The 15674-nt window shown below is 69.5% G+C and carries 1 protein-coding gene; it reads right to left on the bottom strand.

All coding sequences use genetic code 11. The features are described from left to right. Positions 1-4 precede the first annotated feature (4 nt). Positions 5-15346 (bottom strand): amino acid adenylation domain-containing protein, encoded by a 15342-nt coding sequence (locus ACPCHZ_RS15255; protein ID WP_423485509.1) that lies wholly within the window; start codon positions 15344-15346, stop codon positions 5-7. Between the last annotated feature and the right edge of the window lie 328 nt (positions 15347-15674).

Below are 15674 nucleotides of genomic sequence, written 5' to 3' on the forward strand. Positions count from 1 at the left end.
AATGTCAGCGATCCGCATATTGCCCCTGAAGCTCGTCGATCTGCTGCTGGCTGAGTCCGACGGCGATGTCGGAGGGCGTCAGCCCGCCCCCGCCGCTTCGTACGTGCGCACAGATGCCGGCAAGGGCGTCGAACCACAGCTTGCTCAGCCGGTTGACCTGCTCGTGGGTCAGCACTGAGGCCGCCCATGTCCAATTCGCGTGCAGCTGTGGGCCGGTGTCGGTGTCGACGGTGCCGGCGTTGAGCGCCACGGTGTGCGCCAGGGGCATCGGTACCGCAGTGGCGGCGGCGGCGAGCGACACGCCCTCTTCACTCATCCGCCACACGTCGCCGAACGCGTCGGCCTGCCCCATGGCGCCCACTCGGCCGAGATAGTTGAACCCGATCGACGGGTCCGACTCGGCCAGGTCCACATCGGCGTTCAGGTAACGCAGCAGTCCGTAGGTCACGGGATCGGGCAGGGTGCGCAGCTGTTCCTTGGCGTCCTTGATCGCCGCGCCCAACGCAGCTTCACCGGCAACCACCTGCGCCCAGGAAAGTCCGCTCACGGTCAACGCGACCGGGTACTTGGCGGTGAACCAGCCCACCGTGCGGGACAGGTCCACGCCGGAGGCGAATTCCTCCTGGCGTCCGTGTCCCTCCACGTCGATACCGACGGGCGCGGCCCCGGTGCCCGCGAACTCCGCCACCGCGAGTCCGAACGCGATCAGCAGGACCTCGTGTATCCCGGCGTGGAATGCCGCAGGCACCTCCCCCAGCAGCACCCGGGTGGTTTCGGCGTCCATCGACACCGAGAGTTGTCCGGCACTGGCGTACGTGTCCTGCTCGGGTCGAGGCGACGGAAGTGCGGACGGGGCCGCCGCGACCTGCCGCCACGCCTCCGCCTGCGCCACCACCTCCGGATCTCGGGCGTGCTCGGCCAGCAGCGACGCCCACCGGGCGAACGACGTCCCGGGCGCCGGAAGGGCGATCGGCTGGCCGGTTCGATGCTGGGCCCAGGCGATGTTGAGGTCCTCCAACACGATTCGCCACGACACCCCGTCGATGGCCAGGTGGTGGACGACCAGGGCGACCTGGTGCGCCGACGGAGCCCACACCGCGCTCAGCATCGCTCCGGCCGCCGGGTTCAACCGGGACCGCGCGGTCACCAGCGCCTGGTCATCGAGCACCTCGACGGTCTGCAGGCACGTGCGTGCGTCGACCGTGCCGACGTCGGGCACCGTCAGCGACCACCCACCGGCGCCGTCCCCGTCCTGATCGCTGTCGGCACGCAGCCGCAACATCGCATGCTGATCCAGCAGGGCCTGCAGCACCACCACCACGTCGGCCTCGGACACCTCGGCCGGGACTTGCAGCAGCACAGTCTGATTGAACTCGTCGACCGGGCCGTCCACGCCGGCCAGCCATCGCATGATCGGGGTGGGGACCACCGGCCCGATGCCTTCGTCGACCACGCCGGCGCCGGCGTCGGCCACCAACGCCACCCGGGCCAGCCTCGCAACCGTCTGCTCGACGAAGATGTCGCGCGGTCTGCACTCCAGTCCGGCGGCGCGGGCCCGGGCCACCACCTGCATCGAGGAGATGCTGTCCCCGCCGAGATCGAAGAACGAGTCGTCCACCCCGACCCGCTCGAGGCCGAGCACCTCGGCGTAGATGTCGGCGAGGATCTCCTCGACCACGGTGGCCGGGGGGTGGTACTCCCCCGCGGTGTATTCCGGTGCGGGCAGCGCGCGGGTGTCCAGCTTGCCGTTGGGCGTCAGCGGCAAGGCTGCCACGACAACGACCGCCGCCGGAATCATGTACGGCGGCAACCGGTCGGCCAACGCGCCGCGTACCCGGGCAGGATCGACCGCTCCGAAGCGTGTTTCGGTGACGTAGCCGACCAGTCGCTTGTCGCCGGGGCGGTCCTCGCGGGCGATCACCGCCGCCTGCTCCACGCCGTCCAGCCGGGTCAGTGCGGCCTGGATCTCGCCGAGTTCGATGCGGTAGCCGCGGATCTTGACCTGCTCGTCGGCGCGGCCCAAGTATTGCAGCTGCGCGTCCGGTCCCCATCGCACCAGGTCCCCGGTGCGGTACATCCTCATTCCGGGCTGACCGAACGGACATGCCACGAAGCGCGATCCGGTCAGCCCGACGCGACCCACATAACCGTGGGCCAGACCGGCACCCGCGACGTACAGTTCGCCGACCACCCCGGCCGGAACCGGATGCAGCCACTGGTCGAGCACGAACAACGCCGCACCGGGAACCGGCGAACCGATCGGCACCACATCGGATTCCGTGGTGAGTGGGGCGCTGATGGCCACGCACATCGTGGTCTCGGTGGGACCGTAGGCGTTGATCATCACCCGACCCCGCGCCCACTGATCGACCACCTCGGCCGGGCAGGCCTCACCCACGACCACCAACGCCGCCGACTCCAAACCCTCCTGCGGCAGCATCGCCACCGCCGACGGCGTCTGGGTCAGCACACTGACCTGCTCACCGACCAGCACCTCGTGGAAGTCCTCCGGCGAGCCCGCCAGCGCGTCGGGGATGACCACCAACCGCCCGCCCCGCAGCAGCGCACCGAAGATCTCCCACACCGACACGTCGAAGGCCAACGAATGACACAGCGGCCACACACCCGGATCGGGCAGCCCCGCATCCAACGACGCCAGCAACCGGGTCACATTGTGATGAGTGATCCCCACACCCTTGGGCACACCGGTCGTGCCCGAGGTGTAGATCAGATAAGCCACATCGTCGGGATGCGGCGCCCGCAGAACCGCGCCCGGGCCGGCCTCAGCGACGGGGCCGTCCACATCGACCACCACGACAGCGATCCCGTCGAGCCGCGCACGCAGCGCCGCGGTGGTCACCACCACCACCGCCCCAGCATCAGCGATCACGAACTGCAGCCGGGCCGCCGGGACCATCGGGTCGATCGGCAGATAGGCGGCTCCGGTCTTGAGCACCGCCATGATCGCGACGACCGCATCGGCCGAACGCTCCAACAGCAGCGCCACATTCCCACCCGGCCGCGCCCCATGGGCGGCCAGCAGGTGCGCCATCCGGTTCGACGCCTCGTCCAAATCGCGGTAGGTCGTCGACCGGCCATCGAAGGTGAGGGCCACCGCATCCGGCGTACGGGCGACGTGTTCGGCGAACAACGCAGGAATCGACAGCGGCGCGAATCCCGGCTCGGCGAGCACCGCGTGATTGCCGATCTCGGCGAGTCGTGCACGCTCACCGTCGTCGAGCAGGTCCAACGCCGAGAACCGCAGGGCCGGGTCGGTGGTCATCGCCACCACCACCCGCTGTAACCGCCCGATCAACACCTCGATGCCGGCCTCGTCGAACACGTCGGTGCGGAACTCCACCACCCCACCCAGCCCGGCGGGCTCACCGGTGTCGGTGAACCGTTCGGCCAGGGAGAAGGTGAGATCCATTCGGGCGGTACGGGTGTCCACCGGCAGAGGCGTGGCCTGCAGATCACCCAGCACCGGGCTCGTGGGCTCGTTGTTCTGCCAGGCCAACGCCACCTGGAACAGCGGATGATGGGTCAGGCTGCGGGTCGGGTTGAGGCGGTCGACCAGCACCTCGAAGGGCACGTCTGCGTGCTCGTAGGCGGCCAGGCCGCGCTTGCGCACCTGGGCCAGCAACTCGGCCGCGGTGGGATCCCCGGTGAGATCCGTGCGCAGCACCAGGGTGTTGGCGAAGAATCCGACCACCTCGTCCAGCGCCGGGTCGCCGCGCCCGGCGACCGCGAAGCCCACGGCGACATCGGCGCTGGAGCCGATCTTGGCCAGCAGCACCGCCAGCGCGGCCTGGACGACCATGAAACTGGTGGCGTTGTGCTCGCGCGCGACATCACGCACCTGCTGCTGCAACTGCGCCGGCCAGTCGATCGCCACGGTGGCGCCGCGCTGATCGGGCACCGGCGGATAAGGCCGATCGGTGGGCAACTGCAGCCGCTCGGGCAGCCCGGCCAGCTCCTTCTCCCAGTAGGCCACCTGGGCGGCGATGCGGCTGTCAGGGTCGGCCAGATCACCCAGTTGCGCACGCTGCCAGAGCGTGTAATCGACGTACTGCACCGCCAACGGCGTCCGATCGGGGGCACGTCCGGCGCACCGGCCGGCATAGGCCGTCCCCAGGTCGGTCATCAGCGGCGACATCGACCAACCGTCGGCGGCGATGTGGTGCACCACGGTGACGAGTACGTGCTCGTCGTCGGTGATGCGGAACAACGTTGCCCGCAACGGGATCTCGGACGACAGATCGAAACTGTGGCGCACCGAGGCGCTGACGGCGTCGTCCAGCCGCGCCGCCCGCCAGCCGGTGGCATCGACCACGCGCCAACCGAAGTCGGCCTGTTCGGGCGGCACCACGAGCTGCTGGGGCACTCCGCCGGGCGCGGTGAAGAGCGTACGCAGGCTCTCCTGACGCTCCACCACGTCGGCCAGCGCTGCCCTCAACGCCTCGACATCCAGACGGCCACTCAGCCGTAGCGCCGCCACCATGTTGTACACCGGCGACGGCCCGTGCAACTGGTCGAGGAACCACAACCGCTGCTGGGCGAACGACAACGGCACCACCGCAGGCCGATCCACCACCACCAGCGGTTCACGCCGGCCCGATGCCTCACTGATAAGCGGCGCCAGCTGGGCGACCGTGGGCGCGTCGAACACCGCGCGCACAGCAAGGCCGGCATCGAGTGAGGTGTTGATCGCCGCCACCACCCGCATCGCCGACAACGAATCCCCACCCAGGTCGAAGAACGAGTCGTCGACCCCGACCCGCGTCACCCCCAGCACCTGCGCGTAGATCTCGGTCAGAATCTCCTCGACCGCATCGGCCGGGGCGCGGTACTCACTCGCGGTGTACTCGGGTGCAGGCAGAGCGCGGGAATCCAACTTGCCGTTGGGTGTCAGTGGCAGTGCCTTCAGGACCACCACCGCGGACGGCACCATGTAGGCCGGGATCCGTTCGGCCACCGCGACGCGAGCCCGCGTGGGATCGACTGCACCCGTGGCTGTTTCGGTGACGTAGCCGACCAGGCGCTTGTCACCGGGGCGGTCCTCCCTGGCGACCACGACCGCCTGCTCCACGCCGTCCAGCCCGGCCAGCGCCGCCTGGATCTCGCCGAGCTCGATGCGGTACCCGCGGATCTTCACCTGCTCATCAGCGCGGCCCACATAGCGCAGCTGTCCGTCGGCACCCCAGCGCACCAGGTCACCGGTGCGGTACATCCTCGTTCCCGGCCCACCGAACGGGCACGCCACGAACCGTGCCGAAGTCAACCCGGCGCGGCGCCGATACCCGACACCCACCCCGGCACCGGCCACGTACAACTCGCCGACCACACCCACTGGAACCGGGCGCAACCAGCCGTCCAGCACGAACAACGCCGCGGTCGGCACCGGCGCACCGATCGGCGGCGCCCCCGACCCCGCCGCCAACGGCGCAGTCCTGGACGCACACACCGTGGTCTCGGTCGGGCCGTAGGCATTGACCATCACCCGCCCGGGTGCCCACCGGTCGACCACCTCGCCCGGGCACGCCTCCCCGGCAACGAGCAACGCCACCGAATCCAGACCCTCCGGTGACAGCGCCGCCACCGCAGACGGGGTCTGACTCAGGAAGGTGACCCGCTCGGCGACGATCAGGGAGTGGAAGTCCTCCGGGGAGCCGGCCACCGAATCGGGCACCACCACCAGCCGCCCACCGTTCAGCAGCGCGCCCCAGATCTCCTCGACCGAGGCGTCGAAGGCCAACGAATGCCACTGTGCCCACACCCGTTCCGCCGACGGGCCGGTGTCCGTCGACACCAGCAGCTGAGTCACGTTGTGGTGGGTGATGGCCACGCCCTTGGGCACACCCGACGTGCCGGACGTGTAGATCAGGTAGGCGACGTCATCGGGCGCGGGCGGTGGTGGTGCTGTGGCGGATCGGCCGTTGACGACGGCGGCATCGAGGTCGACGACCAGCACGTCGCAGTCGTCCAACCGCGAGCGCAGGGCGGCGGTGGTGATCGCCGCCGCAGGCCCGGCGTCGCCGACCATGAACGTGATCCGGTCCTTCGGCAATGCCGGGTCGACGGGCAGATACGCCGCACCCGTCTTCAGCACCGCGAGCATCGCCACCACGGCCTGGGCCGAACGGGGCAGCAGCAGCGCCACACATGCGCCCTGGCCGACGCCCTGGCCGTCGAGCTGGTGTGCCAGCCGATTCGCCGCGTCGTCGAGCTCCCGATACGTCGTCGACCGGCCCTCGTAGGTCACCGCCACCGCATCCGGGATGCGGGCCACCTGCGCGGCGAACGCCGCCGGAATCGATACGGGCGCAGGCGCCGGCCGATCCAGCACCGCGCGGTTGCCGATCTCGTCCAGCCGGGCATGCTCGGCGGGGTCGAGCACATCCACCGATGACAACGCCCGGTCGGGGTCGGCGGCCATCGCCACCAACAGCCGCTCCAATCGCCCGATCAGCGAATGGATGCCGTCCACGTCGAACACGTCGCTGTCGAACTCGACGCGGAGTTCCACCTCGTCACCGGGGCGGGCCGCCATCGTCAGTGGATAGTGCGTCGATTCGTGGCCGACGACCTCGGTGATGGTCAACCCGTCGAGGCCGGACACCGCGGCGGTGTCGACCGGATAGTTCTCGTAGACGAGCACGGTGTCGAACAGTTGGTCCTGACCGGTGATGCGGTGGATCTCGCTGAGCGGGAGGTGCTGGTGCTCCAGGGTGGCGTTGCTGACACGCTGCAACTGATCCAGCAGGTCGGCGGTGGTGGTCGCCGCCGTGATGGTGGCGCGCACCGGCACCGTGTTGATCAGCAGCCCCACCATCGACTCCACGCCGGCCACCTCGGCCGACCTGCCCGACACCACGGCGCCGAAGGCGACGTCATGCCGGCCGGTCAGCCACATCAGCAGCTGCGCCCACCCGGCCTGCAGCACCGTGTTGACGGTGGTGTGGTGCGAACGCGCGAGCTCACCGATCGCCCGCGTGGTCTTCGCGGGCAACACCGACGACACCACGCCCTGGCGCCCGGTCCGGTCGGGCCGGCCGACCAGCGTGGGAGTGTCGAATCCGGTGAGCACCTCCCGCCACGCCACCTCGGCGGCGCCGCGATCTCGACCGGCCAGCCAGGTCACGAACCTGCGGTACGGCGCGGGCGTCGGCAGGCGCTGTCCGTAGTAGGCGGCGAAGATCTCGCTCAGCAGGATCGGCAGTGACCAGCCGTCCATCACGATGTGGTGGAAGGTCAGCACGAACCGGTGCTCGTCGTCACCGGTGCGGACCAGCGCGGCCCGGAACACCGCCTGCCCGAACAGATCACAGACCGCGAGGCGTTCCTCGCCGGGCACCTGTCGGACCTGCTCGCCGGATGGGAGGTCGTCGTACCGCCAGACTGCTACGGGATCGGCGGGAATGACCTGCACCGGCTGCTCGAACTGCACGTGGAATCGGGCTGCCAGGTTCGGATGTCGCTTGACGACGGTGTCCACCGCGTCGCGGAGCCTGCGGGCGTCCAGTGCGCCGCTGATCGCGATCTCGAGTTGCACCGCGTAGACGTCGGCGCTCACCTGCGCGGTGCTGGCGTGGAAGAGCAGCCCCTCCTGCAGCGGGGTCAACGGCAGCACGTCGACGAGGTCGTAGCGCTGGTGGAGCTCGTCGATCTGGCGTTGGCCGAGCCGGGCAGGCGCGATGTCCGACGGCGTCAGCCCGCCGCCACCGTTTCGCACGTGGGCGCAGATCCCGGCAAGGGCGTCGAACCACAACCGGCTCAGCCGGCCGATCTGCTCGCGGTCGGTCGCCGAGGGCGCCCACGTCCAATTGGCATGCAGGAGCGGGCCGGTGTCGGTGTCGATCGTGCCCGCGTTGAGCTCGACGGAGTGCATCAGCGGCACGGGCACCGCCGCCGCGGCTCCGGTCAGAGACACGCCGTCCGGGCCGATCCGCCACACCTCGTCGGCGGCCGAGTCCTGTGCTGCGGCACCCAACCGCCCGAGATAGTTGAAGCCGATCGACGGGTCGGACCCGGGAAGGTCCACATCGGGGTTCACGTAGCGCAGCAGCCCGTAGCTCAGCGGGTCGGGCAGGGCGCGCAGCTGTTCCTTGGCATCCTTGATCACCGCGCCCAGCGCCGCATCACCGGCGATCACCTGTGCCCAGGACACGTCACCGACATCGAGCGCCACCGGGTACTTGGCGGTGAACCAGCCGACCGTGCGGGACAAGTCGACATCGGCGGCGAGCTCCTCGTGCCGCCCGTGGCCCTCCACGTCGATGCCGATCGGCGTGTCGGTGCCGCCCAGGAATTCCGCCACCGCCAGCCCGAATGCGATCAGCAGGATGTCCTGCACCCCGGCGTGGAACGCCGCAGGCACCTCCCCCAGCAGCAGCCTGGTGAGCTCGCCGTCCAGTGACGCCGACAACTGTCCGGCACTGGCATAGGTGTCCACCGCCGGCTGCACCGGTGGCAGCGGATTCGGCGCCGCCGCCACCTGCTTCCACGTTCCGGCCTTCTCGACCACCTCTGGTGAACGCGCGTGGTCGACCAGCATCGACGACCACCGCGCGAACGACGTCCCCGACGCCGGCAGGGCGATCGGCTGGCCGCTGCGGTGCTGGGCCCAGGCGATGTTGATGTCCTGCAGCAGGATTCGCCACGACACCCCGTCGACGGCCAGGTGGTGGATGATCAACGCCAGCTGGTGCGTCGAGGTGACCCACAGCGCGCTCACCATCGCCCCGGCGGAGAGGTTCAACCGCGACCGCGCGGCCACCAGCGCTTCATCGGACAACACGTCCACCGATTGCAAACACCAGGCGGCATCCACCGACCCCGCCTCGGGCACCGTCAGCACCCAGCCACCGGCGCCGTCAACGTCCTGATCGCTGCCGACACGCAGCCGCAACATCGCGTGGCGATCCAGCAGCGCCTGCAAGACCACCACGACGTCGGCCTCGGTCGCCCCCGCCGGGGCCTGCACCACGACCGCCTGGTTGAACTCGTCGACCGGGCCGTCCACGCCGGCCAGCCACCGCATGATCGGAGTCGCCGCAATCGGCCCTACGCCGTCGTCGAGCACGCCGGCGCCGCCGTCTGCCACCTCGGCCACCCGGGCCAGCCTCGCGACCGTCTGCTCGACGAAGACGTCGCGCGGCCTGCACTCCAGTCCGGCCGCCCGTGCCAGCAACACCACCTGCATCGACAGGATGCTGTCGCCGCCCAGATCGAAGAACGACTCGTCGACGCCGACGCGCTCGAGCCCGAGCACCTGGGCGTAGATCCCCGCCAGGATCTCCTCGACCGCGCTGGCCGGGGCGCGGTGCTGATCGCCTGCCGCGTATTCGGGCGGAGGCAGGGCGCGGGTGTCCAGCTTGCCGTTGACCGTCACGGGCAGGGCGCTCAGCACCATCACCGCCGCAGGCACCATGTAAGCCGGTAGCCGCTCGGCCAGTGCGCTGCGCGTCTGGGCGGGATCCAGCGTGCCGGCAGTGGTTTCGGTGACATAACCGACCAGACGCCGGTCGCCGGGACGGTCCTCGCGGGCGATCACCGCCGCCTGGGCGACGCCGTCCAACTCCATCAGCGCGGCCTGGATCTCACCGAGCTCGATGCGGTATCCGCGGATCTTGACCTGCTCGTCGGCGCGGCCCAGATAACGCAGCTGCCCGTCCGGACCCCAGCACACGAGATCCCCGGTGCGGTACATCCTCCTACCGGGCTCGCCGAACGGGCACGCCATGAAGCGCGACGCGGTCAGCCCGGGCCGGCGCACATATCCGACACCCACCCCGCGACCAGCCAGATACAGCTCCCCGACCACGCCCTCGGGCACCGGCCGTAACCACTCGTCCAGCACGAAGAATGCCGCCCACGCAATCGGCGAACCGATGGGCGGCGCGCCGGATCCCGCCGCCAGCGGCGCGCTCGCTGATGCCCACATCGTCGTCTCGGTCGGGCCGTACACGTTGACCATCACCCGACCGGGCGCCCAGCGGTCCACCAGCTCGGCCGGACAGGGCTCCGCTCCGATCACCAGCGCGGCCGACTCCAGGCCCTGCGGCGAGAGCACCCCCACCGCGGACGGCGTCTGTGTCAGCACGGTGACACGCTCGGTCACCAGCAAGGCATGGAAGTCCTCCGGGGAGCGCGCGACCGAGTCGGGCACCACCACCAGCCGCCCGCCGAACAACAACGCACCCCAGATCTCCCACACCGAGAAATCGAATGCGTAGGAATGGAACTGCGTCCACACCTGCTGGGGCGCCAGCTCCACACCGATGTCCAGCCCGTCGAACAGCTGGGCGACGTTGTGGTGAGTCACCGTGACCCCCTTGGGCACACCGGTGGTGCCCGAGGTGTAGATGATGTGCGCCAGGTCATCCGGCGCCGGCGCAGGCGGAGCGGAATCGGGTTGGCCGTCGATGCGAGGATCGTCGACATCGATCACCGCGACATCGCAGCCGTCCAACCGGGCAGCCAGCCCGGACGTGGTGATCGCGGCGATCGGAGCGGCGTCGCCCACCATGAACTCGATCCGCGCGGCAGGTAGCGCCGGATCGATCGGGAGGTACGCCGCGCCGGCCTTGAGGACCGCCAGGATCGCGACGATCGCCTCGGCCGAACGCGGAAAGAGCAGCGCCACACAATGTCCGGGTCCCACCCCGTGATCGGCCAACAGGTGCGCCAATCGATTCGCCGCCTGATCCAATTCGAGGTAGGTGATCGACCGGTCCTCGAACGTCACGGCCACCGCGCGCGGTGCGCGGACCACCTGCTCGGTGAACAGCACCGGGATGGAGGCCTCGGTCGCCGATCTGGTCAGCACCGCGCGGTTACCGACGTCGTCGAGCCGGGCATGCTCATGCGCGTCGAGCACGTCGATCGACGAAACCCGCCGCGTCGGGTCGGCGGTCATCGCCAGCAGAACGCGTCGCAGGCGCTCGATCAACGTGTGGATGCTCTGCTCGTCGAACACATCGGTGCGGAACTCGACCGTTCCGCCGATTCCGGCGGGCTCGCCGACCTCGTCGAAGCGCTCGGCCAGCGAGAAGCCGAGATCCATGCGTGCGGTGTTCGTGTCGACCGGCAGCGACGCGACCTGCAGGCCCTCCAGTTCCAGACCCGCCGCAGGATCGCTGTTTCCGGCGAACTGCCAGCCCACCAACACCTGGATCAGCGGATGATGAGCCAATGACCTCGTCGGGTTGAGACGCTCCACGAGCACCTCGAAGGGCACGTCCTGGTGCTCGTAAGCGGCCACGCTGCGTCGGCGCACCTGGCCCAAGAGTTCACTGGTGGTGGGATCCCCCGACACGTCGACACGCAGCACCAGGGTGTTGATGAAGAAGCCCACCAGCTCGTCCAGGGCGGGATCGCGCCGCCCGGCGATCGGGAACCCGATGGCCACCTCGGGGCTGGCGCTGAGCTTCGACAGCAGCACCGCCAGCGCGGCCTGGACCATCATGAAACTCGTCGCCTTGTGCTCGCGCGCCGCCCGCGCGACCTGCTGCTGCAACTCGGCCGGCCAGTCGACGACCACGCTGGCCCCGCGCTGACCTGCCACCGGCGGGTAGGGCCGATCGGTGGGCAGCTCGAGGCGTTCGGGCAGGCCGGCCAGTTCCTGCTCCCAATAGGTCAGCTGGGCGGCGATCGGGCTGTCGCTGTCGTCGAGATCACCCAGCTGCGCGCGCTGCCACAGCGTGTAGTCGACGTACTGCACCGGCAACGGCTCCCAGCGGGGCGCGCGCCTGGAGTACCGGCCGGCGTACGCGACGCCCAGATCCCTGATCAGCGGAGCGATCGACCAGCCGTCGGCGGCGACGTGGTGAACCACCGCCACCAGTACGTGTTCATCGAGGCCGAGCCGGAAAAGCGTTGCCCGCAACGGAATTTCAGAGGCCAGTTCGAAGCTGTGACGCACTGCGCCACCGATGGCCTCATCGAGGCGAGCCGGCGACCAGCCGGTGGCGTCGACGACATCCCAACCGAAGTCGGCGCGTTCGGAAGGGACCACCAGTTGCTGGGGGGTTCCCCCCGGCGCGGCGAGCAGCGTGCGCAGGCTCTCATGGCGGTCGACCACATCGGCGAGCGCGCCGCGCAACTCCTCGGTGTCGAGGAGCCCGCGCAACCGCAGCGCGGCGGCGAGGTTGTAGACCGGAGAAGGGCCCTGCAGCTGGTCGATGAACCACAACCGCTGCTGGGCGTACGACAGCGGCACCACGTCGGGCCGCGGCACGGGCACCAGGGGTGCAAGCCGACGCGAACCCACACCGATACGGCGCACCAACTCGGCGACGGTGGGCGCGTCGAACACGGTGGGTACCGACAGATCGGCATCCAGTGCGGTGTTGATCGCCGCGGAAAGGCGCATCGCCAACAGCGAATCGCCACCCAGGTCGAAGAACGAGTCGTCGACGCCGACGCGGTCCAAGCCCAGCACGTCGGCATAGATGCCGGCCACGATCTCCTCGACGGCGGTGCCCGGGGCCCGGTAACCGTCGACCTCCTGGGACTCCGGCGCCGGCAGGGCGCGGGTGTCCAACTTGCCGTTGGACGTCAAGGGCAGCGAGGGCAACACGACCACCGCTGCGGGGACGAGGTAGGCCGGCAGCAGCTCGCCGAGCTGCGTGCGTATCTCGGCGGGCTGCGCCGTGCCGGTCACATAGCCCACGAGGCGCTTGTCTCCTGGCCGGTCCTCGCGGGCGATCACCACCGCCCGGTCGACCCCGTCCAGCCCGGCCAACGCGGCCTGGATCTCGCCGAGCTCGATGCGGTACCCGCGAATCTTGACCTGCTCGTCGGCACGCCCGAGGTACTGCAGCTGCCCGTCGGCGCCCCAGCGCACCAGATCCCCGGTGCGATACATCCTCATTCCGGGCTCGCCGAACGGGCATGCCACGAAGCGCGTCCCGGTCAATCCGCCGCGTCGGACGTACCCACACGCCAACCCGTCACCGGCCACATACAACTCACCGACCACACCGACCGGGACCGGGCGCAACCAACCGTCCAGCACGAACAGCGCCGCACCGGGCACCGGCGAACCGATCGGCACCACATCGACGCCCGCGGTCAACGGCGCGCTGATCGCGACGCACATCGTCGTCTCGGTCGGACCGTAGGCATTGATCATCACCCGTCCGGGCGCCCACCGTTCCACCACCTCGGCCGGGCACGCCTCACCGGCCATCACCACCGCCGTCGACTCGAGGCCGTGATCCGGGAGCATCGCCACCGCCGACGGCGTCTGGGTCAGCACGGTCACCTGTTCGGCGACCAGGACGTCGTGCAGGTCCGGCGGCGACATGACCACCGCTTCGGGCACCACCACCAGCCGCCCGCCGCGCAGCAGCGCACCGAAGATCTCCCACACCGACACGTCGAAGGCCAGCGAGTGGCACAGCGACCACACCCCCGCCGAGGGCAACCCGGCGTCCAGCGATGCGAGCAACCGGGTGACACCCCGGTGAGTGACCGCGACGCCCTTGGGGGTGCCGGTGGTGCCCGAGGTGTAGATCATGTACGCGACGTCGTCGCCCGCGGGCGCCGGCAATGCGGTGCCGGGTTGAGACTGGACGCGGGGATCGCCCACATCGATCACCGGGACTTCGCACCCGCTCAGCAGGCCGGCCGACTCCGCCGTGGTCACCGCGGCCGTCGGCGCGGCGTCGGCGATGACGAACTTGATACGGGCCTTCGGCACCGAGGGGTCGATCGGAAGATATGCCGCGCCCGTCTTGAGTATCGCCAGGATCGCGGTGACCGCGGCCGCCGAACGCTCGACCAGTAGCGCGACACAGTGACCCGGTCCCACGTCCTGACCGATGAGCAAGTGCGCCAGTCGATTCGACGCCTCGTCGAGCTCGCGGTAGGTCGTCGACCGACCCCCGGAACTCACCGCCACCGCGTCCGGGGTGCGGGCCACCCACTCGGCGAACAAAGCCGGGATGGAGACCGGCGGGACCGCCGGCCGGGTCAGCGCCGCGCGGTGGCCGGCCTCATCCAGGTGGACACGCGCAGGCTCGTCGAGCAGATCCACCGACGAGAGCAACCGGCCCGGGTCCTCGGCCATCGCCAGTAGCGCCCGCTCCAAGCGCGCGGCGAGATCGCGGACATCACTGTTCGCGAAGAACTGTCCGGGACCCGCCGTGCTGAGGAAGAGATCGTCGCCGTCCCTGAAGAAGACCAGCGCGAATTCGACGGGGCCGGCGTGGGTGAGCGTTCCGGTCGCCGCGGCGTCGGCGAGATAGCCGGTGTGTGTGGCCGGGATGAAGTTGATGACCACACGGTTCGAGGCCTGTCCCGAGCCACGCAGAGTCGCCTTGTAGTCGATCGAGTGGACGGGGAATCGCTGATGTTCCAGCGCGTCCTTCATCTGTGTGTCCACCCGCAGACAGAAATCGGAGACGGACAGTTCCGGTGAGGCCTTGAGCACCAGCGGCACGAATCCCGACACCATGCCGGGCACCAGTTGGATCTCCGGTCGCACACGCCTGCTCACCGGGAAGTCGAGCACCACCTCCGGGCTCTCGGTGTCGTACGCACGCACCAGGAGCGCGCACGCCGCCGTAATCACCGACGACCGACGCACCCCGAGGCTCCGGTACAGCGCTCGGAGCCCCGCCACGGCGGCGGGGTCGAGCCGAACCGGTGCGCGGGACTCCTCGTCGTGGTCGTCGACGACGGCATCGGCCAATCGGTAGCGCGGTTCGCTCTCCGGCGGGAGGTTCTGCGTCCAATACGCCGAATCGTCGAGGTAATCGGTCGAGGATTCGTAGGTCAGTTCGCAGTCGATGAGATCCCGCAGCGATCCGAAGAAGGCATCGGGTACCGGCGCGTTCGCGGCGATGGCGGAATAGATCTCCGCCATCCGGTGACACACGAGTGGGATACCTACCCCGTCGATCACGATGTGGTGGCAGCACACGAAGAGGTAGTGCTCGTCCACCCGTGTCTGCAACAGGGCCCAGCTGAACAGCGGGCCGTCCAGCGGCATCAACGTGCGCTGGATCGCCGAGATCGTCCGGTGGACTTCCTGCTCAGGGTCCGGCGAATCGATCAGGTCGTAGCGGGCAAGGGGCACGTCCGGGTAGTCGACCGCTCTCTGGAAGACCTCGCCGTCCACCTCGAAGAAGGCGGCTCGAAGCGGCTCGGCCTCGCGCACCGCCTGGACGATGGCCCGTTGGAGGAGGCCCGGATCGATGTCGCCCTCGATGCGCAGGAGCTCGCCCAGCTGCCACTTCGCACCGAAGCCACCCGTCTTCTGCGCAAGCCAGATGTCGAGCTGGCCCCGCGTCAGCGGAAGTGCCCGGTCGTCGAGTTCCATGCGCCCCCCCCACTCCATCGGGACTACCGGCCAGGAGCCCGACTCGGTCCGCCTCTCGCGTGGACACGAGTCGGATCGCTTCCCGAAACCGTACTGCTGTTGGACGCGACGGGCCCAGCTTTGGCAAAGTTTTGCGGTGCGACTCCTGACCTAGTTCAGTACCTGGTACACCGACCGCGGCGCAACGAGTGGTTTGCATGAAATAGCAAGTAAATATCGGCCTGTGCCGCCGGTTACCGCTGTGGAGGTGACCACTCGGCGACGCCGAGGCGACGTCCCGGTTAGTTACACCAGCGAACAACTGCCCGGCCTTCGACCCCGCCACTCAGCAATGGCGGACGGATAT

The sequence above is a fragment of the Mycobacterium sp. NPDC050041 genome (assembly GCF_049541695.1).
GTDB lineage: Bacteria > Actinomycetota > Actinomycetes > Mycobacteriales > Mycobacteriaceae > Mycobacterium.